This is a genomic window from Cupriavidus sp. FW305-3-2-15-C-LB2 (assembly GCF_058787575.1).
In genome coordinates this window covers 1-22,090 of sequence record NZ_JBYSZW010000022.1, presented here as the reverse complement: position 1 = coordinate 22,090, position 22,090 = coordinate 1, and the positions used below count along the sequence as shown (strand labels likewise).

The window sequence follows — 22,090 nt, the reverse complement described above, 5'->3', positions numbered from 1 at the left end:
CGGGCCTTTCCGGCGGCTGGCGTGCCTCGCCCTTGTAAAAGATACCTCATGCGCGCGGCATCGGCGATGCATGCGGGCTTGTCCGTCTGGGACTTCGAGCGCCGTGGCCGTCAGTTGAAGGTGCGCGACGACGGCCAGGCCGTTTTCAACAGCACGCCCCATATCGTGATGGCCGCGCTTGAGGGGCTGGGCGTCGCCTTCCTCCCGGAAGAGGAATTTGCACCCCACATCGAGGAAGGTCGGCTGGTACGCGTGCTGGAAGACTGGTGCCCTCCGTTTGCGGGCTACCACCTGTACTACCCCAGCCGCCAGGCATCGCCAGCCTTTTCGCTGGTGGTGAATGCACTTCGCGTTGGTGGGTCGGCCCGCCGCTAGGGTGGTCAGGGCGGTGTCAGCCGCATCGTTGATATCACCGTGAAGACGCCCTCCTTCCTCAACCGCAGCAGCGGAATCCGACGAAGAGGTCGCTGCGGTGCGGCAGGTAGAAGTTCCGGTAGCGAGGATGCTGCATGCGGGCATGGGTGGCGAACGATCCGCCGCGAACCGAGCGATGCGTGTGAAACCAGGGGGCGGAATATTCCTGGTAGGGATCGGGCGAGAACCCTGCATAGGGCACGAAAGGATCAGCCGTCCATTCCCACACGGCGCTACCCCAGCGGATCAGGTCATGCGTTGCCGCATACTCCCATTCGGCTTCCGTGGGCAAGCGCTTGCCGGCCCAGCGGCAATAGGCTTCCGCCTCGTGGGCATTGATATGACACACCGGCTGTTCGGGCGGCAGCGGCACCCACTGCCCGAACCAGCGCAACGCCCATTGCCCCGCGGTGCCGCCGGCTGTCCGGCGCCAGCGCACCGGATGCGCCAGCCTGCTCTGTTGCAGCCATGCGCGTCCGTCGTCTGACCACCATTGATGGTCGCGGTAGCCGCCGGCGGCCACGAATTCCGCAAATGCGGCATTGCTGACGCAAGTGCGATCGATGTGGAAAGGGGCGATGTGGACCGGGTGGGACCACTTCTCGTTGTCGAAGACGAACCCGTCGCCCCCGATGGGCGACCCCATTGCGAACGTGTCGCCGCCTGCGGCTGCCGAGCCGGCGCCCGGCGCAATGGAAGGCATGCCGAGCGGGGCATGCAGCGGATAATCGAGCGTCTGGCGCATATAGGTCAGCGCCTCCGCATGCATGTCTTCGTGGAACAAGGCGAGCCGGAAGAAATAGAGCGCAGCGTCGGTATCGTCCGACGTGGCGAGCCTGGCGCGAACGTGCTCCAGCACGGCGGCTGCGTAGTCGCGAATCTCGGAGAGCCGGGGCAGCGCAAGATGCCATCGGTCCCGGTGGGCGACGCGCATGGAATCGAAGAGGCGGTCGGCGTCCGGCAGCATGGACGGGAGGCTGGCCACCCAGCAGCCGTCCTCGCCGGCACGTGGCTCCCGCAGCACCCATTGCTCCGTGAACCAGGCGATATGGGCATACTCCCACAAGGGCGGATTGATTCCCGCGTCATAAGGAACCTGCCATTGGGACGGCGGCAGCTCCTCAAGCACGGCCCAGGTGCGCCGGTGCGCATCGGCAAACGCCGCATCCAGCTCGAACTTGTTTATCCTTCTTGCTGCCGCCCCCTCAGAACCTGTCATCATGCGTCCTCCCAAGGCCACCGTCGCGATTATCAGTCCAGCGCTGCGCAAAGCCAACAATGGCAACTGGCAAACCGCCAATCGCTGGGCCCGGTTCCTGCAGGGGGACTACGATGTCACGCTGGCCGCTGAATGGTCGACGGCCAGCCAGGGCGGCGCCCTGCCCGACTGCCTGATCGCCCTGCACGCCCGGCGCTCGGCCGAGTCCATCGCCAGGTTTGCCGAGGCTTGTCCGGATCGTCCGCTGATCGTCGTGCTGACCGGCACCGATCTGTACCGCGACATCCGCACCGATGCATCGGCCCAGCGCTCGCTCGAACTCGCCACCCACCTGGTGGTGCTGCAGGACGAAGGGCTGGCCGAACTGGCGGCCGCGCATCGCGCCCGGTGCCGGGTGATCTACCAGTCTGCCCCGGCATGCGCGCCCGCGGCGCCCCGCCAGAATCACTTCGACGTCGTGCTGGTCGGCCACATGCGGGCGGAAAAAGACCCGCTGACGCCCATGCGCGCGCTCTCGCTGCTTCCCGACGATTCGCGCGTGCGCCTGATCCACATCGGCGGCGCGCTGGATGACGCCTATCGGCAGGAGGCCCTGGCGCTGGAAGCACGAGCCTGGCCCGGCGTGCGGCGCTATGTCTGGCTCGGAAACCTGCCCCATGACGAAACCCTGCAGCACATCCGGAAAGCACAGGCCATGGTGATCTCCAGCGCCATGGAAGGCGGCGCCAACGTGATCATCGAGGCCGTCGCCAGTGGCGTGCCGGTGCTGGCCAGCCGCATCCCGGGCAACGTCGGCATGCTGGGCCGTGACTACGAAGGCTATTTTCCGTTGGGTGACGCCGCGCAATTGGCGCTGGTGCTGGAACGCACCAGCCGGGATGCCGGGTTCCTGGACCGCCTGCGGCAGCAATGCGCAATTCGCGCGCCGCTGTTCGCGCCGGCGCGGGAACGGGCGGAAGTGAGTAAACTTGTCGCCGACGCCTTGAAACCAGAATGACTCGGAGCCCCGCAGTGGACCAGCCAAACAACGCAAAGATCAAGCTCACCGCCTTTTCCCACGGCGGCGGGTGTGGGTGCAAGATTGCCCCCGGTGTGCTTTCTGAAATCCTCAGGAATTCGGTCGGCTTCCCTGCTCCGGCAGCCCTGCTGGTCGGCAAGGAAACCAGCGACGACGCGGCGGTCTACCAGCTCAATGACAGCCAGGCCCTGATCGCCACCACGGACTTCTTCATGCCGGTAGTGGACGATCCGTACGATTTCGGGCGTATCGCCGCCACCAACGCCATCTCCGACGTCTATGCCATGGGCGGAACCCCGATCATGGCGCTGGCGCTGGTCGGCATGCCCATCGAGAAGCTGCCGCCTGAGGTCATCGGCAAGATCCTCGAAGGCGGCGAATCGATCTGCGCCCAGGCGGGCATCCCGGTCGCGGGCGGCCACACCATCGATTCCCTTGAGCCGATCTACGGGCTGGTGGTCCTTGGTCTGGTGCACCCGAACCGGGTCAAGAAGAACAGCGGCGCCAAGGCGGGCGACAAGCTGATCCTCGGCAAGCCGTTGGGCGTGGGCGTGTTGTCCGCCGCGGTGAAGAAGGACAAGCTCGACGCAGCCGGCTATCAGGAACTGATTGCCTGCACCACCAAACTCAACACGCCCGGCCGACTGCTGGCCGAAGTGCCGGCTGTCCACGCGCTGACCGACGTGACCGGCTTCGGCCTGCTCGGCCACCTGCTGGAGCTGTGTCGTGGCGCGGGCGTCGGCGCGCGGCTGGACATGGCGCGGATTCCACTGCTGCCGCGGGTCGAGCGCATGGCCGCCGAAGGGCTGGTGACCGGCGCATCGGGGCGCAACTGGGTCAGCTACGGCAGCGAGGTGGACCTGTCCACGTCGGTCGCGCCAAGCCAGCAGGCACTGCTGACCGATCCCCAGACCAGCGGCGGCTTGCTGGTGTCGTGCGCACCGGAAGCCGTGGACGAGGTCCTGGAGATCTTTAACCGGGAAGGCTTCGCAGACGCTGCCGTGATCGGAGAAATGACGCAAGGAGCCGCCCGTGTTGCCGTTGCTTAAGCGCCTTGCCGCGCTGACCCTGCTGGGCTTTGCCGGCCTCGCCAGTGCCCAGGCTGTCCTGAAGGTCTCGGCCATTCCCGACGAGTCCCCCACCGAACTGCAGCGCAAGTTCGCGCCGCTCGGCAACTACCTGGAGAAGGAAACCGGCATGAAGGTGAAGTTCGTGCCCGTCACGGACTACGCTGCGGTGGTCGAAGCGCTGGCCACCGGCAAGATCGACATGGCGTGGCTGGGCGGCTTTACCTATGTGCAGAGCAAGATCCGGACGAAGGGAGCCACCATCCCCATCGTCCAGCGCCAGGAAGATGCCGCCTTCACCAGCAAGTTCATCACCGCCGACAGCGCGATCAAGTCACTGGCCGACCTCAAAGGCCACACCTTCGTCTTCGGCGCGCCGTCCTCTACCTCCGGCCACCTGATGCCACGGCACTTCCTGCTGCAGGCGGGCATCGACCCGGACAAGGACTTCAAGACGCTCGCCTATTCGGGCGCCCACGATGCGACGGTGGCTTTCGTGCAGGCCGGCAGGGCCGACGCCGGCGTGCTCAATGCCTCGGTGTGGGACAAGCTGGTGGAGCAGCGCAAGGTGGATCCCGCCAAGGTCAGGGTATTTGCTGTCACACCGCCCTATTACGACTACAACTGGACCGTGCGCGGCGGGCTCGATCCGGCCTTGCGCAAGAAGCTGACCGAAGCATTCCTGCGGCTGGACCCGGCCAATCCCGAGCAGCGCGAGATCATGGCATTGCAGCGGACCGCCAGGTACATTCCCACCCGGCCCGAAAACTACGACGGCATCGAGGCCGCAGCCCGGGCCGCGGGCCTGATCCAGTGATGCCGGTCTGATGAGCTTCCGCCTGGACGCCGCCAGCGTCAGTTACGCCAACGGACAGCGTGCGCTCAGCCAGATCACGTTGGCGGCCAGCCGCGGCGAGCCCATCGCCGTCATCGGTCCGTCCGGAGCCGGCAAGACCTCCTTGCTGCGCTTGCTGGCAACGTCGCTGCGGCCAAGCGAGGGCCGTGTGGAGGTGCTGGAGCAAAGCCCCTGGGCGGTATCCGCCGCACGCCTGCAGCAGTTGCGCTGCCGCATCGGCATGGTGCACCAGGCGCCGCCGATGCCGCCGCGCCAGCGCGTGGTCACGGCCATCCTTGCCGGCCGCCTGGGCATCTGGCCCGCCTGGAAATCCTTGCTGTCGCTGGTCTATCCGGCAGACATCGATGGTGCCGGCGAACAGCTCGCCCGCCTTGAGCTGGCCGACCGCCTGTTCGACCGGTGCGACCAGCTCTCGGGCGGTCAGCTGCAGCGCGTTGGCGTCGCCCGCGTGCTTTACCAGCGCCCGGAATTGATCCTGGCGGACGAACCGGTCTCGGCAATGGACCCGGTGCTGGCCAACCTCACCCTGGGCGAGCTGCGCAGGGAAGCGGATACACGCGCGGTGCCCCTGGTCGCCAGCCTGCACGCAGTGGATCTGGCGCTGCGCTGGTTTCCCCGCATCGTCGGCCTGAAGGCGGGCGAGATCGCCTTCGACCTGCCGGCCGAGCGCGTCACCGACGCGCTGCTGCGCGAACTCTATGCCTCCGAAAGCGCATCGCCACCGGTACAGGGCAGCCAGGCCCTGACGAGCATCGCGGCAGGTGCGAGCGCCGCCATCGGTGGCGACACCCAACCCAGGCCGGCGTGCCGATGACCGCCCACCCGCGCGATCCCCAGGCGCTGCGGCGCGCCAGCGGCCTGGTGCTCGCGCTGCTTCTGCTGTGGCCATTGTTGCAGCTGTCCCGGTTCAGCCCTTCAGCCTTGTTCGACACCGGAAACCTCAAGGTGATGGGCGCCTTCGTGCGCAACTTCCTTCCCCCCGAGGTTTCGCCCGGATTCCTCGGGCTTGTGGTCAACGCCACGCTGGAAACGCTGGCGATCGCCACCGCGGGCATTGCGCTCGCCTTTGTGATCGCAACACCTCTGGCCGTGGCCTTGACGGGCAGCCTGTCGGTGTCGCGCATCGGCCCCGGCCGGGGACGCAAGCCGCGCATGGCGGTGCGCGCTGGCGTGCGCGCCCTGGTGCTGCTGCTGCGCGGGGTGCCGGAGTTGGTGTGGGCACTGGTCTTCGTGCGCGCCCTCGGCCTGGGGGCGGCGGCGGGCGTGCTCGCCCTGGCCATCACCTATGGCGGCATGCTGGCAAAGGTCTATGCGGAAATCCTCGAATCCAGCGACAAACGCGCCGTGGATGCCCTGCTTGGCAGCGGCAGCGGGCGCCTGGCGGCACTGTTCTATGGGCTGCTTCCCCATGCCTCGCAGGAGCTGGTCTCGTACACCGTCTACCGCTGGGAATGTGCCATCCGGGCTTCCGTGGTCATGGGCTTCGTTGGCGCCGGCGGACTTGGGCAGTTGATGGACCAGGCCATGAAACTGCTCAACGGCGGGGAAGCCGCGACCATCCTGCTAGTGTTCCTGCTGCTGGTCCTGCTGGCGGACGCGCTCAGCGCGCACCTGCGCAAGCTGCTCGACTGAATCATGGCGCACAAGGTCAAGGCCGCTCAATTCTGCATGCGCTGCCTGCTCACCCTGATCGCGGTGGCCGCCGCGGTTTCGGGCAGCTTCGCGTATCTGTCGCTCGATCTGGGCCAGCTTTTTTCCGCGGACGCTGCAGCCGAGATGGCGCGCTTCCTGCTGACGTTCTTCCCGCCGCAGCTGTCACCCGCTTTTTTGGCCAGAACCGCTGGCAGCATGCTCGAAACGCTCGCGGTTTCCGCAGTGGGCACGCTGTGTGCGGCGGTGCTGGGTTTTGGCCTGGCACTACCGGCTTCCGGGCTCTACGGCGATGCGCTGCGCGCCTTGTCGCGCTTGCTACTGAACCTGTTGCGCTCGATCCCCGAGCTGGTATGGGCTGCCCTGACCGTACTCGCAGTCGGCCTTGGACCGTTTGCCGGCACCCTCGCCCTGGCACTGCATACCGCGGGCGTGCTCGGTCGCCTATTCGCCGAGGCGCTGGAGAATGCGCCGCGCGCACCCGCCCGCGCGCTGATGGAAGGGGGCACTCCTGCCGCGCTGGTCTTCATGTACGGGACGCTGCCCTGCGTATGGCCCCAGTTTCTGGCCTACATCCTGTACCGCTGGGAAACGAATATCCGCGTGGCGGCAATCCTTGGCTTTGTCGGCGCCGGCGGGCTTGGGCAGATGTTGTATTTCGAGCTGTCCCTGTTCCATCTGCCCCAGGCTTGCACGGTGATCATCGCCATGCTTGCCCTGGCGGCCGTGGTCGACACGGCCAGCGCGATCATGAGGGGTGGCCGGCATTCGTGAAGCGGCGCCGGCGACGCTTGCGGTTACCCCCTACGTCCACGAATCATTGTTGCGCCCTCCGCCCAGATGCTGGTGACTGACGCAACGACAGGCCAGACGTTTCGCAAGCCGGTCACGCTGGAGAAGGATGAGGGCAATCGTCCGGGGACGATGCTGGATAGCCTTGCCGCGCTGAAGCCCGTGATCGACGACGGCGTGATTACGGCCAGCAACGCCAGTCAGCTCTCGGATGGCGCGAGTGCCGCCGCCCTGTTCGAGATCGCGTAAGCGGCAAGCGGAGCACCAGGGACGGCCTCGCACAGGCCGGACTGTCCTGTGCGAGGCCGATTATGCAATGCCTGCTCCGCTCGACCTGCTCCTCCGGGTGCCAAGGGGGTCACAAGCGAATGATCACGCTCTTCAGTTGCGTGTAGTGCGCGAGCGCCTCGACGCCCTGTTCGCGTCCGTGCCCGCTCTGCTTGAAGCCACCGCAAGGCGTTTGCACAAAGCCGCCGCTGTACTCGTTCACGACGATCCGGCCGGCCTCGAGCGCGCCGGCTACGCGATGGACACGGCCGATGTCGCGGCTCCAGATGCCGGCAGCCAGCCCATAGTCGGAGTCGTTCGCGATGCGGATGGCGTCTGCTTCGTCCTCGAAGCGGATAACGCTGAGCACGGGCCCGAAGATCTCCTCACGCGCAATCTCCATGTCGTTTGTGACTCCCAGGTAAACAGTCGGTTCGATGAACCAACCCTCCCCCGCTTCCAGCGCTTGCGCTGCACGGCCCCCCACGGCCGGAACGAGGCCGAGGCGGCGGGCCGCGTCGAAGCTTTCCCGGACCTTGTCGAACTGGGCGCGGGTCGTCATCGGTCCATAGGAGGCCTCAGCGTCTGGCCCGACGCGCACGCCCGCGACCGCTGCGAGCAGCTTGTCGACAAAGGCATCGTGGATTGACGACTGTACGAGCAGGCGCGTGCCGGCGGCGCACCACTGTCCGCCGTTCCAGATGAAAGCGGTAGTGCATCCCTTCGCCGCGGCATCAAGATCGGCGTCATCGAAGACGATATTGGCCGACTTCCCGCCCAATTCCAGCGTCAGCGGCAGCACCCGGTCAGCGGCGATCCGTCCGAGTTCCCTGCCCGCACGCGTGCTGCCCGTGAACGAGATCTTGCGCACGTCGCGGTGCCCGGCCATTGCCGGCCCGAGCGACGGCCCGGTGCCGACCACGACATTGAGGACGCCGGGCGGCAGTCCCGCCGCCTCTGCCAGCTTCGCGAAGGCAATCAGCGAGCCGGATGTGAATTCCGACGGCTTGGCCACGATCACATTGCCCGTGGCAAGCGCGGGCGCAATTGCGCGGGCGGCCTGGTGCAGCGGTGCATTCCACGGGAGGATCACGCCGATCACGCCAAACGGGTCGCGTCGCGTGTAGACGTGATAGTCCGGACCGGCGTTGATGACCTCGCCATCCATCGTATTGACGATTCCGCCGTAGAACTCGAAGTACTGGGCGATGAGCACCATCAGTTGCGGCATCTCGCGGCCCGGCTTGCCGGTCTCGGCGCTCTCGATGCGGCCCAGCGTACCGACGCTGTCGCGCACCGCGCGGCCTATCTCCACCAGAATGCGGCCGCGCTCGGCGGGGCGCATGGCGCGCCAGGCGGGCAGCGCCGCCATCGCCGCGCCAACGGCGGCGTCCATATCGGGCTTGCCGCTGTCGGCCACCTCGCATAGCGCGTTACCGGTGCGCGGATCCGTCTTCTCGATATACCGGCCTGTCGATGGCGGCAGATCCTTCCCGTTGATGTAGTTCAGCACCCTGTTCATGGCTTCCTCGAAAAAGAATTGACTGGAGGCGTCGCGGTCGCGCAGTGCCTCATGATTGCCCGCAGGCTGGCCCGATCGTGGCCCCCGCCAGCTTCTCGAGCTGTTGGACGACTCGGGTCATGTCGTCGCTTCCCGCGCCGTCGGCCACGGCCACATCGAAGAACTGCTTGACGACGGCGGACGCGAACATCGGTGCGCCTACAGCCTCGGCCTCGCCGAGAGCCAGGCGCATGTCCTTGCGCATGAGGTCCATGCGAAAGCCGAAGTCGAATTTGCGCGACAGGACTATATCGGCAAGCAACGTCTGGACAGCAAAGCCGCGAGCCGTAGCGCTTCTCGACAGGACCCGGAGGATCGCTTCCGCCGGGATGCCTGCCTTCACACCGAACAGCACGGCTTCCGCGGCGGTGACCAGCGCCGAGCCTGCGATCATGTTGTTGACGAGCTTGAGCGTTTGCCCCAGCCCTGGCTGCGCGCCGAGATACGCGACGTCGCCGGCGAATGCCTCGAATGCCGGTCGCGCAATGGCAAATGCCCCGGCATCGCCCGAGACCATCACGCTCAGCGAACCCGCCTCGGCACCCGCCACGCCGCCGGCCAGCGGCGCGTCCAACGCCTCGATGCCGTGCACCGACAACTCGGCCGCGACCCGGCGCGCCACGGTCGGACCGGTTGTCGAATGGTCGACGAAGACCTTCACCGCGCTGGCGCCCGCGACGCCGCCCGCGCCTACGGCGACCTGCTCGACAATATCGGGCGTAGGCAGGCAAGCCATGACCACTTCCGCGCGCTCTGCAACGTCGCGCACGCTGGCGCCGCGCGTCGCCCCGATGCGAACGAGGTCATCGACCGCCTGCGCGTTGCTGTCGAATACCGTCACCGGCAATCCCCGGTGAACCAGATGCCGGGCCATGTGCCTTCCCATGGCACCCAAGCCGATAAAGCCGAACGTCGTCATGCAGTGTCTCCTGGCGCTGCCGGTACAGCGCAGTCTTGTCGTGGTATCGATGGTGCGACACGCGCCATCTGCGTGTGCCATCGGATACTAGGGGCGCCGCGGCGCCGCTTCAATCGACATTTCGGGCCGGTTCGATTGAGTTCCTCTCAAGCACGCGTCCCGCTTCATGCCACATCGTTCCCCGGCGATTTCCGCCGCTCCGTCACTTGCTGAAAGCTCAAACGTAATCGGAGAAAAAGTCGTTTGAACGCGCCACTCTTCCCCTCCTACGATGCGCGAACGTGCCGTGGGCCATGCGCCCAGGGACGCCAGTGCGCCATGCCCCTGGGCGGCGCGATACCACACAACATGATTCAAGGAGACGGCATGGAAACGACCCTGCCAGCAGATGCAGTCGATCGCACGAATCCCCTCACCCGCACGCAGAAGAAGGCGATCGCGGCAGCGACGCTCGGTACCATCGTGGAGTTCGCCGACTGGGTGATCTACGCTACCTTCGCCTCTCTGTTCTCGCGCCACTTCTTCCCCGCCGACAATGAAATGGTGTCGCTGCTGTCGGCATTCGCCGTGTTCGCAGTCGGCTTCATCATGCGGCCCGTCGGCGGCGCCGTGCTGGGCGCGTATGCCGACCGGCATGGGCGCAAGAGGGGTCTGACGCTCTCCGTGGCGCTGATGGCCGGCAGCACCGTGGTGATCGCGGTCTGCCCCGGCTACGTGGCCATCGGCATGGCGGCGCCCGTCATCCTGGTGCTGGCCCGGCTGGTGCAGGGTTTCGCGGCCGGCGGGGAATTCGGATCGGCCTCGACATACCTTGTCGAGTCGGCCGCGCCTTCGCGCCGCGCCTTCGCCGGTTCCTGGCAGTACTTCGGCATCAATGCCGGTGTCCTGGTAGCCGCCCTGATCGGCTACGTGCTGACACGCGCGCTCGATGCGCAGGCGATGGCGGCGTGGGGCTGGCGGCTCGGATTCGCGATCGCAGGCCTGATGGGGCTGGTGGCGCTATGGATCCGGCAGTCGGTGGCGGAAACGGAGGCCTTCCAGCGCAATGTCGCCCACCGCGCCGCCGCACACCCCTCGCTGCTGGTCGTCACCAGGCACTGGCGGGCGTCGCTGCGCGTGGTCGGCATCGCCATGGCAGGCAACCTGTCGCTCTACCTCTGGCTAGTGCTGTTCCCGACCTTGGCGCATGTGCGGACCGGTCAAAGCCTCCAGGATGCCTTCAGTGCCAGCGTGATCTCCATCGTCCTGTCGCTGGTGGCGATTCCGCTCATCGGCAAGCTGGCGGACAGCGTCGGACGCAAGCCTGTCCTGCTCGTGTTCGCCGGAGGCTCGGCATTGTTCGCCTGGCCCGGCCTGCATTTCCTGGCCAATGATTTCTGGTTGTCGACCGCCATCGTCAGCGTGGGCATGCTGCTCTCGTGCGGCTATGCCTCTACCGCCGCGGCGGTCATGGCCGAACAGTTTCCCGCTGAGGTACGCGCAACCGGCGTGGGGCTGCCCTATGCCGTCTCGGTGACGTTGTTCGGCGGCACCCTGCCGTACATCATGACGTCGATGTCGAATGCGGGCTGGGCCGACTACAGCTGGGTCTATATCGCCGCAGTCTGCGCGGCGAGCTTTCTCGTGTACGCCTTCATGCCGGAGACGAAGGGAAAAATCCTGGACTAGACGATGCCACGGTGCGAGCAGAGTGCGCCCCGGCGGGCATGACATCGACCGCATTGGGCGCAGCTGCCAGCCGCGTCGCCCAGGCGATCGCACAACTGGAGCAGCATCTGGGCGTTCGCCTGCTCCACCGCACCACGCGCAACCTGGCGCTTACCGAAGAAGGACAGCGCCTGCCCGAGAACACCCAGCCGGCGATCGCGGCGCTGGACCGGGCACTGGCCATTGCCCGCGAAGCCAAGGACGACATTGCCGGCCCCTGCGCATCGTGGGTCCAAAGTCGTCTTTCGCGCCCATCCTCATGCCGGTGCTCGATAAGTTCTGCCGGACGTATCCCGACATCCAGCCAGACATCCAGCTTGACGACGGCATTGGCAACTGGGTATTGGATCGCATGGATGTCGGCTTCAGGATCGGCATTTCGCCGAACGAGGGCGTGATCGGCCGCCAGTTGTTCCTGATCCAGATGATCGTGTGCGCTGCACCGGCCTACCTGGCTAGCCACGGCGTTCCCGCCACACTGGACGACCTGGTCGCCCACCGATGCGCTGTTTTTCGACACCCCGCAACCGGCACGGTATCGCCCTGGTATTTGACGGTAGATGGCAAGCTCGAGCACAGGCTGATGTCCCCGGCATTCTCGACCAACGACACCGAACTCGAACTGCAGGCCGTGCTCGCCGGGCAAGCGATCGGCCAGCTCGCAAACTTCTCCGCGGCGGCACACATCCGTGCCGGCAGACTGGTACCCGTGCTGCTCCAGCACATGAGTGCTCACATCGGACTGCACATCTACTACGGAAGCCGCACCGCACAACCGAAGCGCGTGCGGGAATTTCTGGATCTGGCGATTTCGCGCCTGCTTGATTCCCCTGACTTCGTATTGACTGGAAAGGAACTCGGGACTGCATCGCGGGGCTGGCGGGATGCGCAGCGGCGGGGGAAGTGAAAGCGAAGATGGGTTCGGAACGGCTACCGCCGGACCAGGCGTTGGCCGAATAACAAACGAACGGGAAGCGCAGGCAGTAATATGAGCGTTCCCTCCCCCATTGGAAGTGCCGCGATGCAAGTACTGGTTGACGCAGACGCCTGCCCGGTTGTCGTCAAGGAAATGTTGTATCGGGCCGCACAACGTGTCGAAGTGTGCGTCACGCTGGTTGCCAACAAGTACATGCGCACGCCGCCTTCGCGCTTCATCAAGTCACTGCAAGTGCCTGCGGGCTTCGACGTCGCCGATGACCGTATCGTCGAGCTGGTCAGCAGCGGGGACCTCGTGATTACCGCGGACATCGTTCTTGCCGCCGCCGCCCTCGACAAGGGCGCCTATGTGCTCGACCCGCGAGGAAGCTGGTTCAGCCGTGAGAACATCCAGGAGCGCCTGACGATGCGCGAGGTGATGGAACAACTCCGCAACTCGGGCGTGGATACCGGCGGACCGGCACCGTACGCCCAGCAGGACAGCAAGGCGTTCGCTGGCCAATTGGACCGCTTCCTGGCACGCCATGCGCCGCCGGGCGGCGCCGCCTGAGGCATGTGGCCACAGCAACGCAATAGTGAGCCTAAGATGTTCGGCACGGGCCGGTGGCTTAAAGGAATCTCGGATGGCGGCGGTGGCCATCCTGTGTCCCTTTTTTTCGCTTCGCAGAGCGAATGAATGTGCGTCGAATGGCGTCTGCCGCGCAGTCCAGCCATTCTCGTCAGCGCAGTCTCGTTAATTCCGGTTCCTGGGCGGGCGCACGGCGACGTCATCAGCTAATTTGTCATTGTTTTTTCGGAAAACGCAGTCTGACGAATCCGGTTCCCCACACTACGGCGCTCCCCTCCTCTGTGGCAGTGCTTCCGCTCAGCTAGTCGGACACCGGGCCAGGCAGTTTGGCGATCACCTTGATCTCAAACTGGAAGCCGTAGAGCCATGTCACGCCGACCCCCGTCAGCGTCGGGTATGGCGCATCGCCCCAATGTTCTCTGACGACCGTCCAGATTCGCTCGAAGTGCTTCTCGGGGTCGACAATGAAGACCGTCACGTCGACCACATCCTTGAAGGTGCAGCCCGCCGCTGACAGGATCGCGTCAAGGTTGTCGAACGCGAGCCCGACCTGTGCCTCCAGATCGGGCTCGGGCGAACCGTCTGGCCGGCTGCCCACCTGGCCTGAAGCAAACAGAAAGCCGTTGGAACGAATGGCAGGCGAGTACCGGTTGCGCTCGTATAGCGCTTGCCGCCCCGCCGGAAACACAACGTCACGTGCAGACATGGGTCTCTCCCTTGGATGGAATTGAGTCAGTGAATTTACTGCGCAGCGCAGACACTGTAGAGGTCCGCTCCTCGCGAATAAACGAGCGAGACGTACAATCACTGTTTGCAATTACCAAACAATGGTCGAGACATCGGGGGGCAGACGTGGACCGTTTTGACGCCCTGCAGGCCTTCGTCCGCGTGGTCGAGGCCGGCAGCTTCACCAAGGCAGCGCAGACGCTGCAGATCAGCAAGACCACCGTGACTCAGTTGATTCAACAACTGGAGGCCCGACTGCGCGTCAAACTCCTCAATCGCACCACCCGGCAGGTCAGCGTGACGCCCGATGGCGCTGCCTATTACGAGCGTGCGGTGCGGCTACTTGCCGACCTGGAAGACGCCGACACGAGCCTGTCGACTGCGTCCACTTCCCCGCGGGGACGCTTGCGGGTGGATGTGCCCAGCCCGTTCGCACTCAGGATCCTTGTGCCCGCGCTGCCGACGTTTTATGCGCGCTACCCCGATATTCAGCTTCACATCGGCGTCAGCGACCGGATGGTGGACGTGATTGGCGACAACGTGGATTGCGTATTGCGGGGTGGGGAGTTGACCGATTCCTCCTTGCAAGCGCGCCGCGTGGGCGAGCTACGGCTCGGTGTCTACGCAGCCCCCGGCTATCTCGAGCAAGCGGGCACGCCAATGCATCCGGGCGAGCTGCAAGACACCCACCACCGCATCGTCGGATTCCTGGGAGCCAGCAGCGGCAAGGTCGCAGCGGTTACGATGCAACGCGAAGGCGAGAGCATCAGTGTCCGAGGCCGCTATCTGGCCGCGCTCGATGATGGCAATGCCTATCTCGCGGCGGGTCTCGCCGGCGTAGGTGTCCTTTGGCTGCCGCACTACATGGCCCGGGAATATGTGGCGCGCGGCGAGCTAGTGCCGGTCTTGGAGAGCTGGCGCCTCGACCCCATGCCCATGTACGTGGTATATCCGCCAAACAGGCACGTCAGCATGAAGCTTAGGGTGTTTATTGATTGGGTGGGCGAATTGATGGAACGCCACGTATCGCGTTTGCCCCTGCACCATCCATGAATCGCGCGATGTTGCGGCAGCGCTTTTTATCAGGCAGTCTGGCCGCGGCGGAGAGTGGCCCGCAGGCGGATCGGATTAACCGTCCGTTTCAAGACCCATGGAATGACCGGATCACCCACGCATCCGCAACAGATCAGCGTAAGAAACCAGCTTGCGTTTCTCGTTAGCAAGCGTCTTTCGTTTGGACGCCGAGCGGGTTGGTTGGCCGCGCTCGAACTTGGCGGCGGCGCGTGCGTCCTCCCGCGCGTAGGCCCGCGCGGTCCTGGCTTCCGCCTTCAGGCGTTCAGCCTCCAGCCGCGCAGCAGTGCGTTCCTCTCGGGCAACATCTTGCACGGCCGACATGATTTCGGCTCTTAGCAGATCGCGCCTTTGCCTGGCAGCGGCACGGGCAGCCTGCAATTGCTCTTTCCTCTGTCGCAGCCAGTCTTTCCCGTTGACCGGCGCAGGCCTGGCCTCTGGCGGCACGCTCAGGCGCAAAGCCCTGCTGGTTGAAACTCTCTCAGTCGGCGGCGCGCGCCGCGCATCCTGCTTCGCATCACTCACGCTGCATCACTCTCCCAGCACCACATAGCTGCGGCCCATGCGTCACTGGTTGAAGTCCGTAAACTCATGCCAGCAACCTTACCATAGGACTGCATCTCGGGCCTGGAGCGTCCAGCCTCCTTTTACTTGGCGGCATGAATCGCTTAAACATGTGGGCTTTCGCCGTCACCGCGCGGTAAGTGCCGCGATATCGCGTACGCCGCCGTCGATCACCAGTGCGGCAATACCCGCCGCCTCGGCCGCGACCGTCAGCACTTCGCCCCAATAGCCAGCAAACGAATTTCCTGGATCGATCGAAGGCCAGCCACGGGGCGCGTTCTTATAAGAACCAAAAAAAAGCCGCTCCAAAGAGCGGCCTTATCGGCAAACGAAGCAAAGCTTCGCCCCGGGATCAGTCATCCAGCAACGACAAGTCCCGCACAGCCCCCTTATCCGCCGACATCACCAGCTTGGCATAAGCCTTCAGCGCAGCAGACACCTTGCGCGGACGCGCCTTGGCCGGCTTCCACCCCCTGGCGTTCTGCTCTTCGCGGCGGCTCGCCAGTTCCTCGTCGGACAGCAGCACGTTGATGGTGCGGTTGGGAATGTCGATGCGGATCTTGTCGCCGTCGCGCACCAGGCCGATGGCGCCGCCGGCCGCAGCTTCGGGCGAGCAGTGGCCGATGGACAAACCCGAGGTGCCGCCGGAGAAGCGGCCGTCGGTCAGCAGCGCGCAGGCCTTGCCCAGGCCCTTGGACTTGATGTAGCTGGTCGGGTAGAGCATCTCCTGCATGCCGGGGCCGCCCTTGGGGCCTTCGTAGCGCACGATCACCACGTCACCGGCCTTGACCTTGTCGTTGAGGATGTTCTCCACCGCCTCGTCCTGCGACTCGGTGACGTGGGCCGTGCCTTCGAACACGAGGATGCTCTCGTCCACGCCGGCGGTCTTCACCACGCAGCCGTCGAGCGCGATATTGCCCGTCAGCACCGCCAGGCCGCCTTCCTTGGAGAAGGCGTGCTCGTAGGAGCGGATGCAGCCCTCGGCGCGGTCCAGGTCCAGGCTGGGCCAGCGCGTGTTCTGGCTGAACGCCGCCTGGGTGGGAACACCCGCCGGGCCGGCCAGGTAGAAGTTCCTGACGGCTTCGTCCCGGGTCCGGCTGATGTCCCACCGCTCCAGCGCGTCCCTGAGCGTGGGGGCATGCACCGTGGGCACGTCAGTGTGCAGCTTGCCGGCGCGCTCCAGCTCGCCCAGGATGGCCATGATGCCCCCTGCGCGGTGCACGTCTTCGATGTGGTACTTGTTGGTGTTGGGCGCCACCTTGCACAGCTGCGGCACCACGCGCGAGAGGCGGTCGATATCGGTCATGCTGAAGTCGATGTCGGCCTCGCGCGCGATCGCCAGCAGGTGCAGGATGGTGTTGGTGGAACCGCCCATGGCAATGTCCAGCGTCATGGCGTTCTCGAACGCCTTGAAGCCTACCGAGCGCGGCAGGATGCGCTCGTCTTCCTGCTCGTAGTACTGGCGCGCCAGTTCCACGATGCGGCTGCCCGCGCGCTTGAACAGCTGCTCGCGGTCGGCGTGGGTGGCCACCACGGTGCCGTTGCCGGGCAGCGACAGGCCCAGCGCCTCGGTCAGGCAGTTCATGGAGTTGGCGGTGAACATGCCCGAGCACGAACCGCAGGTGGGGCAGGCGGAGCGCTCCACCTCGGCCACGTCGGCGTCGGAATAGGCGCTGTCGGCGGCGATCACCATGGCGTCCACGAGGTCGAGCTTCTTGAACTCCATGGCCTTGGTGACGGGGTTGGCCAGGCGCGTCTTGCCGGCTTCCATCGGGCCGCCGGAGACGAAGATCACCGGGATGTTGAGCCGCATTGCGGCCATCAGCATGCCCGGGGTGATCTTGTCGCAGTTGGAGATGCACACCATGGCGTCGGCGCAGTGCGCGTTGACCATGTACTCCACCGAGTCCGCGATGATGTCGCGGCTGGGCAGCGAATACAGCATGCCGTCGTGGCCCATGGCGATGCCGTCATCGACCGCAATGGTGTTGAACTCCTTGGCCACGCCGCCCGCGGCCTCGATCTCGCGCGCGACCAGCTGGCCCAGGTCCTTCAGGTGCACGTGCCCGGGCACGAACTGGGTGAAGGAATTGACCACCGCGACGATGGGCTTGGAAAAATCTTCGTCTTTCATGCCGGTGGCGCGCCACAGCGAGCGCGCCCCCGCCATGTTGCGGCCGGCGGTGGAGGTTTTGGAACGGTATGTGGGCATTTTTATTGCTAAAGAAATATCGCAGAAAGGAAGCGGGCCACAGGAATAAGGACCCTTGCGCGCCCGTGCGAACAACCTCTTGAGCTGCGCCCTGGGCAAAGGCGCAATTATCCCACACCGCCCGGGCCGTCTTGCCACCACGCGCCGGTCCCGCCTGAGCCCCCCGGGACGGCGAGAAGTTGCCTAGGCTAGACGGATCCCGATAAAGCTATGGGAGGACCGGAAATGGCTGCCGCGAAATCCACCCGCCGGCCGGCAAAGGGCCGCGCCAAAGCTGGCGCCAGCAAGGGGCGGCGCTGGTCACAGCAGGTAACAGAGCACAGCGACGCGCTGGACCTCGAACCGCACATCTTCGCCTCGGACAACCCCGAGGAAATTGCCGCCTCGCTCAAGCGTTCCGCCGTGAGCAGCCGGCGCCGCAAGGGCACGGCGTTCCAGTCGGCGATGTCGATGCTCAATTTCTACATCAATCGTGCCGGCCGCCATCTGCCCAGGGCGCGTCGCGCCACGCTGGAAAAGGCCAAGGGCAAGCTGCGCGAAGCGTTCGGGCGGCCACCTTAGGCAGGCGCTACGTGCCCCACCTGGCTTGCGCGACGGCGTTTTCGCGCCAATGCTTGTTCCTATGTCACCTGCACGGAGCCTGATCATGGACAGAAAAAGCGAACTGCAAGCCACCGTGGACGCCCTGGCACAAGCGGGCAAAGGGTTGCTGGCGGCCGACGAGAGCGGGCCGACCATCGCCAAGCGGTTCGAACGCATCGGCGTGGAGTCGAGCGAGGAAAACCGCCGCGCGTGGCGCAACCTGCTCTTGTCGAGCCCAGGCCTTGGAAAGTTCATCAGCGGCGTGATCCTGTACGAGGAAACCCTGGGCCAGCGCGCCGACGATGGCACGCCGCTGCCGGAACTGGCGGCGCGCCAGGGCATCGTGCCCGGCATCAAGGTGGACAAGGGCAAGATCGCACTCGCCCTGGCACCCGGGGACGAGGTCACCGAGGGTCTCGACGGGCTGGCCAAGCGGCTTGCCGGCTATCGCCAGCAGGGCGCGCGCTTTGCCAAGTGGCGTGCGGTCTACAACGTGTCGGACAAGTTGCCGGGCTGGGCTGCCGTCCAGGCCAATGCGGAAGCGCTGGCACGCTATGCCGCGATCTGCCAGGAAGCAGGCGTGGTACCCATCGTCGAGCCCGAGGTGCTGATGGACGGCGCGCACTCAATGGCGCGTTGCGCCGAGGTCACCGAGGCCGTGCTGCATGCAGTCTTTCATGCCTTGCACCGGCATGCGGTGGTGCTCGAGCACATGCTGCTGAAGCCGAGCATGGTGCTGCCCGGCAAGGAGGCCGGGCACGCGGCCCCGGCCGAGGTCGCCATGCAGACCGTGCAGGTGCTCAGGCGCACGGTGCCGGCGGCGGTGCCGGGCATCTTCTTCCTGTCCGGCGGCCAGACGCCCACCGAGGCCACCGTCAATCTGGACGCCATGAACCGGCTTGCCCCGCTGCCCTGGCGATTGTCCTTCTCCTACGGGCGCGCCTTGCAGGAGCCGCCCCTGCTCGCCTGGCGCGGCGACGCCGCCAACGCCGCGCAAGCGCAACGGGTGCTGCTGCAGCGCTCACGGCTGAATGCCATGGCCTGCCTGGGTCAATACGACGAGGCGCAGGAGAACGCCGCAGGCTGAGCTTGCCGATGCGCCTGCGCTCCTTCGGCGCAGGCGCGCAGCCCCGCAGCCAGCGCGGCAAATTCCGCATACGCCAGTGCCCGCGATCCTGGCTCGCCTCAGCAACTGGATACTGATGTGGACAGGCCGGCCGACCGGTACCGGCCCAGTTCCGGTCAGTCGGTACGTGAACTACGGGCGCCCCGTTCGGAAAGGAAGCGGGCCTCTGAATGGAAAGCTGCGAAGCGCAACTCGGGGGCTACGTGCCCCCAAAAGGGAAACGCCCCTAAAGGCGCGCTTCTCAACAGACTTCACCCGGCACCCGAGGGACAACAAGCATCAGTCTTTGGCGGCCAGTGCGGACTCGGGGGCGCGCCGGAAGCTGATGGCGAGCCGGTTATAGGCGTTCATCAGGCTGATAGCCATCGTGAGGTCAGCGAGCTCTTTCTCGTTGAACGCCGCGGCCGCGACTTGGAATTCCTCCTCGGGCACGTGTGTGTCCGCCACCAGGGTGACCGACTCGGCCCATGCGAGTGCGGCCTTTTCGCGGTGAGTGAACAACGGCCCCGCTTCGCGCCAGGCTTGCACGAGCGCAAGCTTCTCGGGCGTAGCGCCCTTCTTGATCAGGTCACGGGTATGCATGTCCAGGCAATAAGCGCACGCGTTGATCTGGCTCACGCGCAGATAGACCAGCTCGACGAGGACGTCTTCGAGGCCCGACTGCATGACATAGCCGTACACGCCGCCAAATGCCTTCACACCGCCTGGCGATGCTTTGGTGTAATCCAGTCTCATTTCAAACTCCTACTTGTCGTTGATCGTCAGTTCCTTGTCGTCTGAATCGACGACAAACACGGCGAGCAGTTTTGCCGGCTTGGTCTTGCTCGCATTGCGGCTCACCGGATGGCGTGCGCCTGGCTCCTCGAAGAAGCTCTCACCAGCCTTGTATACGCGTTCCGGCTCGTCGTTCACCTTGCTGGCGACGCTGCCCGAGACGACGTATGCATAGATGAATGACGACTTGGCATGGGTATGAGGATGCGAAGCGCCTCCGGGCGGATAAAGGACCTCCACGGCGATGAGCGACTTGCCCGGGATGTTGGGAATCGCCCGGGAGAAATTCGGCTTGACCGTATCGCCAACGGTGTGTGCAGCGGCAGCCCCGGCGAAGGCGATGCTCGTAGCCGCGACGAGAGAGCGAAGAATGCGCTGAAGTTTCATGTTTATCTCCTGTGAGGCTAGAATCATGCTCTCCCGGAGGTTCATAAAAAAGAACCAAAAATTCAATTTCCTGATGTACCAGAGGCTATGGGACTCCTGGATCTGAAGCTTGACCGCGCGTCGAAAACTTCACTGGCGGAGCAGATTCGGCTCGGCATTACCGGCGCCATTGAGAACGGGGTACTCGTTCCCGGTGCCAGACTGCCGTCCTGGGTAGATCTTGCCGCACAACTCGGGGTTGCCCGAGGCACCGTCAAGACTGCATATGAGCGGCTGGCCGACGCACAACTGGTCGTTTCATCGCGCGCTTGGGGGACCAGAGTCTCTGAGCATGCTGCCGTCGCGAGCCCGATCACGGAGCGTGCGCGTTCCATCGAGTCTGATCTGCGATCCGAGCTGTACCAGCATTTCCTGCCCGGACCTGCGGTCTTTCAAATGGGCGTGCCGGCATCGGACTGCTTCCCGGCTACATTGTTTTCGCGGCTGCGAGCCCGTGCGGCACGCGACGAAGTCGAAGCGCCTGCAGCGTATCCGGACCCAAGAGGCGAACATGAACTCCGACGAGAGATTGCAGCGCATCTGGCCCTGGCACGCGGCATTGAATGCCAGCCCTCACAGATTTTCATTACGGCGGGATGCTCAGGGGCGCTCGGTGTGGCGCTGCGAGTGATTCAGGCCGAAGGCCGGACGGCATGGGTCGAGAACCCGGGATTTTTTCCCAGCCGCAGGGCATTGGAAATTTCCCGGCTCGCAACGGTTCCCATCCCGGTAAACGAAGAAGGCATTGATGTCAGCTACGGTGAAACGCACGCACCAGATGCCGCGGTGGCTTTGGTCACCGCGGGCCAACAAGCGCCTCTGGGTCCTACCTTGTCGCTCGCTCGTCGGGTGCAGATCCTCGACTGGGCGACACGCGCGGATGCCTGGATCATCGAAGACGATTACCTGGGCGAACTCCAGCTGACACGCCGCGCGGCTCCCGCATTGGCGTCACTCGATCGTGCGGGGCGGGTGATTCATATCGGGTCCTTCAGCAAGACCATCAGTCCGACGCTGCGGCTTGGATTTGTCGTGGTGCCGGCCTCCCTGGTAGCCCGATTCGATGAAGCCGTGGCCTGCCTTGCTTCAGCGCCCGGACCGGCAGTGCAAATGGCAACTGCTGAATTCATGCGGGATGGGCACTATATCCGACACTTGCGTCGGATGAAGCGCATCTATGCAGGCCGAAGCCATGCACTGCTGGCTGCGCTGAGGTCCAGGGGATTCCAGGCCTATCCGGCCGGACTTGCCGTGGTGATGAGGCTTCCCGATGGCGCCGACGACAAGACGATCGCTCGGGAAGCCTATGCCTACGGCCTTGCGCCCGCCCCGTTGTCGGGGTGGTATTGCTCGGCGTCTACGCAGCGATCGGGACTGCTCCTTGGTGTTGCGACAGCGATTGAACAGCAGCTGCCGGCTGCCTGTGATCGCTTGCAACACCTGATCAGCAAGTTCTCCTAGCGCAAAGGCACTGACAGCACATGGGAACGGTGGTACACGAATTCTTCAGCTTTTTGGTGCTTTTTTAAGTCCCAGGACCAGAAAAAATGGCGTTCACTGAACCGCCCCGGATTTTGAGGAGGCTCCAATCGTTGAGAGAATGGAGCCATGAGGAAGTCAGTGAAGTTTTCCCCC

At 65.0% G+C, this 22,090-nt stretch carries 22 protein-coding genes and 2 pseudogenes; 15 read left to right on the top strand and 9 right to left on the bottom strand.

Features of this window, described 5'->3' with window-relative positions:
• Positions 1–69: 69 nt before the first annotated feature.
• Positions 70–375 (top strand): annotated as a pseudogene (locus tag AC3WRR_RS17510) (LysR substrate-binding domain-containing protein); the annotation flags it as partial.
• A 58-nt stretch (positions 376–433) separates the two neighbouring features.
• Here AC3WRR_RS17510 and senA read toward each other — a convergent pair.
• Positions 434–1,543 carry a selenoneine synthase SenA gene (senA, locus tag AC3WRR_RS17505; protein WP_492297563.1) on the bottom strand — a complete coding sequence of 370 codons (1,110 nt, stop codon included), beginning with the start codon at positions 1,541–1,543 and terminating at the stop codon, positions 434–436.
• Between the two features lie 91 nt (positions 1,544–1,634).
• Here senA and senB point away from each other — a divergent pair, with 91 nt between their 5' ends.
• From senB to AC3WRR_RS17470, 7 genes are all read left to right on the top strand, one after another.
• Positions 1,635–2,630: a selenoneine biosynthesis selenosugar synthase SenB gene (gene senB / locus AC3WRR_RS17500; protein WP_010812634.1), complete on the top strand. Its 996-nt coding sequence runs from the start codon at positions 1,635–1,637 to the stop codon at positions 2,628–2,630.
• Positions 2,627–3,700, top strand: a complete 1,074-nt coding sequence (gene selD / locus AC3WRR_RS17495; RefSeq protein ID WP_492297561.1) for a selenide, water dikinase SelD — start codon at positions 2,627–2,629, stop codon at positions 3,698–3,700. Before senB ends, selD begins: the two co-directional genes overlap by 4 nt.
• Positions 3,684–4,535 carry a putative selenate ABC transporter substrate-binding protein gene (locus tag AC3WRR_RS17490; protein WP_037025643.1) on the top strand — a complete coding sequence of 284 codons (852 nt, stop codon included), beginning with the start codon at positions 3,684–3,686 and terminating at the stop codon, positions 4,533–4,535. Before selD ends, AC3WRR_RS17490 begins: the two co-directional genes overlap by 17 nt.
• 10 nt (positions 4,536–4,545) lie before the next feature.
• Positions 4,546–5,388, top strand: a complete 843-nt coding sequence (locus tag AC3WRR_RS17485; RefSeq protein WP_010812637.1) for a phosphonate ABC transporter ATP-binding protein — start codon at positions 4,546–4,548, stop codon at positions 5,386–5,388.
• Complete coding sequence (locus AC3WRR_RS17480; protein ID WP_010812638.1) at positions 5,385–6,206, top strand: PhnE/PtxC family ABC transporter permease; 822 nt, start codon at positions 5,385–5,387, stop codon at positions 6,204–6,206. Before AC3WRR_RS17485 ends, AC3WRR_RS17480 begins: the two co-directional genes overlap by 4 nt.
• A gap of 3 nt (positions 6,207–6,209) precedes the next feature.
• Positions 6,210–6,998, top strand: a complete 789-nt coding sequence (phnE, locus tag AC3WRR_RS17475; RefSeq protein ID WP_231881478.1) for a phosphonate ABC transporter, permease protein PhnE — start codon at positions 6,210–6,212, stop codon at positions 6,996–6,998.
• Positions 6,999–7,064: 66 nt separating this feature from the next.
• The gene (locus tag AC3WRR_RS17470) at positions 7,065–7,265 is read left to right on the top strand and encodes a thiolase family protein (RefSeq protein ID WP_492297559.1); all 201 of its coding nucleotides are present in this window, start codon (positions 7,065–7,067) and stop codon (positions 7,263–7,265) included.
• Positions 7,266–7,374: 109 nt separating this feature from the next.
• On the opposite strand, the gene AC3WRR_RS17465 is transcribed toward AC3WRR_RS17470, so the two are convergent.
• A complete protein-coding gene (locus AC3WRR_RS17465; protein WP_492297557.1) occupies positions 7,375–8,805 on the bottom strand; it encodes an aldehyde dehydrogenase family protein in 1,431 nt (476 codons plus the stop codon).
• 49 nt (positions 8,806–8,854) lie between these two features.
• Positions 8,855–9,763 carry an NAD(P)-dependent oxidoreductase gene (locus AC3WRR_RS17460; protein ID WP_492297556.1) on the bottom strand — a complete coding sequence of 303 codons (909 nt, stop codon included), beginning with the start codon at positions 9,761–9,763 and terminating at the stop codon, positions 8,855–8,857.
• A gap of 318 nt (positions 9,764–10,081) precedes the next feature.
• Here AC3WRR_RS17460 and AC3WRR_RS17455 point away from each other — a divergent pair, with 318 nt between their 5' ends.
• The 3 genes and pseudogenes from AC3WRR_RS17455 to AC3WRR_RS17445 all read left to right on the top strand — a co-directional run bounded on the left by AC3WRR_RS17455 (position 10,082) and on the right by AC3WRR_RS17445 (position 12,956).
• The gene (locus AC3WRR_RS17455) at positions 10,082–11,431 is read left to right on the top strand and encodes an MFS transporter (RefSeq protein WP_492297554.1); all 1,350 of its coding nucleotides are present in this window, start codon (positions 10,082–10,084) and stop codon (positions 11,429–11,431) included.
• 11 nt (positions 11,432–11,442) lie between these two features.
• A pseudogene (locus AC3WRR_RS17450) lies at positions 11,443–12,377 on the top strand (LysR family transcriptional regulator).
• A gap of 114 nt (positions 12,378–12,491) precedes the next feature.
• Complete coding sequence (locus AC3WRR_RS17445; RefSeq protein ID WP_492297552.1) at positions 12,492–12,956, top strand: YaiI/YqxD family protein; 465 nt, start codon at positions 12,492–12,494, stop codon at positions 12,954–12,956.
• A gap of 319 nt (positions 12,957–13,275) precedes the next feature.
• On the opposite strand, the gene AC3WRR_RS17440 is transcribed toward AC3WRR_RS17445, so the two are convergent.
• Positions 13,276–13,680, bottom strand: coding sequence for a RidA family protein (locus AC3WRR_RS17440; RefSeq protein WP_010812645.1), 405 nt, complete (start codon positions 13,678–13,680; stop codon positions 13,276–13,278).
• A gap of 146 nt (positions 13,681–13,826) precedes the next feature.
• Between AC3WRR_RS17440 and AC3WRR_RS17435 the strand changes: the two genes are divergently transcribed.
• Positions 13,827–14,753, top strand: coding sequence for a LysR family transcriptional regulator (locus AC3WRR_RS17435; RefSeq protein WP_010812646.1), 927 nt, complete (start codon positions 13,827–13,829; stop codon positions 14,751–14,753).
• A 111-nt stretch (positions 14,754–14,864) separates the two neighbouring features.
• Here AC3WRR_RS17435 and AC3WRR_RS17430 read toward each other — a convergent pair whose 3' ends face one another.
• The 3 genes from AC3WRR_RS17430 to ilvD form a co-directional block, all read right to left on the bottom strand.
• Entirely contained in the window at positions 14,865–15,296 is a 432-nt protein-coding gene (locus AC3WRR_RS17430; protein ID WP_037025644.1) for a hypothetical protein, read from the bottom strand.
• A 165-nt stretch (positions 15,297–15,461) separates the two neighbouring features.
• Positions 15,462–15,644, bottom strand: a complete 183-nt coding sequence (locus tag AC3WRR_RS17425) for an RraA family protein (RefSeq protein ID WP_231881477.1) — start codon at positions 15,642–15,644, stop codon at positions 15,462–15,464.
• A 43-nt stretch (positions 15,645–15,687) separates the two neighbouring features.
• Positions 15,688–17,547 (bottom strand): dihydroxy-acid dehydratase, encoded by a 1,860-nt coding sequence (ilvD, locus tag AC3WRR_RS17420; protein ID WP_492297549.1) that lies wholly within the window; start codon positions 17,545–17,547, stop codon positions 15,688–15,690.
• A 225-nt stretch (positions 17,548–17,772) separates the two neighbouring features.
• Between ilvD and AC3WRR_RS17415 the strand changes: the two genes are divergently transcribed.
• Together AC3WRR_RS17415 and AC3WRR_RS17410 are read left to right on the top strand one after the other, a co-directional pair.
• On the top strand, positions 17,773–18,108 hold the full coding sequence (locus AC3WRR_RS17415) for a DUF3175 domain-containing protein (RefSeq protein WP_010812650.1): 336 nt from the start codon (positions 17,773–17,775) through the stop codon (positions 18,106–18,108).
• 85 nt (positions 18,109–18,193) lie between these two features.
• The gene (locus AC3WRR_RS17410) at positions 18,194–19,216 is read left to right on the top strand and encodes a class I fructose-bisphosphate aldolase (RefSeq protein ID WP_492297547.1); all 1,023 of its coding nucleotides are present in this window, start codon (positions 18,194–18,196) and stop codon (positions 19,214–19,216) included.
• Positions 19,217–19,534: 318 nt separating this feature from the next.
• Here the strand turns inward: AC3WRR_RS17410 and AC3WRR_RS17405 are convergent, their stop codons facing one another.
• Together AC3WRR_RS17405 and AC3WRR_RS17400 are read right to left on the bottom strand one after the other, a co-directional pair.
• Complete coding sequence (locus AC3WRR_RS17405) at positions 19,535–19,990, bottom strand: carboxymuconolactone decarboxylase family protein (protein WP_010812652.1); 456 nt, start codon at positions 19,988–19,990, stop codon at positions 19,535–19,537.
• 9 nt (positions 19,991–19,999) lie between these two features.
• Positions 20,000–20,416, bottom strand: coding sequence for a cupin domain-containing protein (locus AC3WRR_RS17400; RefSeq protein WP_492297545.1), 417 nt, complete (start codon positions 20,414–20,416; stop codon positions 20,000–20,002).
• A gap of 87 nt (positions 20,417–20,503) precedes the next feature.
• Here AC3WRR_RS17400 and pdxR point away from each other — a divergent pair, with 87 nt between their 5' ends.
• Positions 20,504–21,916 (top strand): MocR-like pyridoxine biosynthesis transcription factor PdxR, encoded by a 1,413-nt coding sequence (pdxR, locus tag AC3WRR_RS17395; RefSeq protein WP_492297544.1) that lies wholly within the window; start codon positions 20,504–20,506, stop codon positions 21,914–21,916.
• The last annotated feature ends 174 nt before the right edge of the window (positions 21,917–22,090 follow it).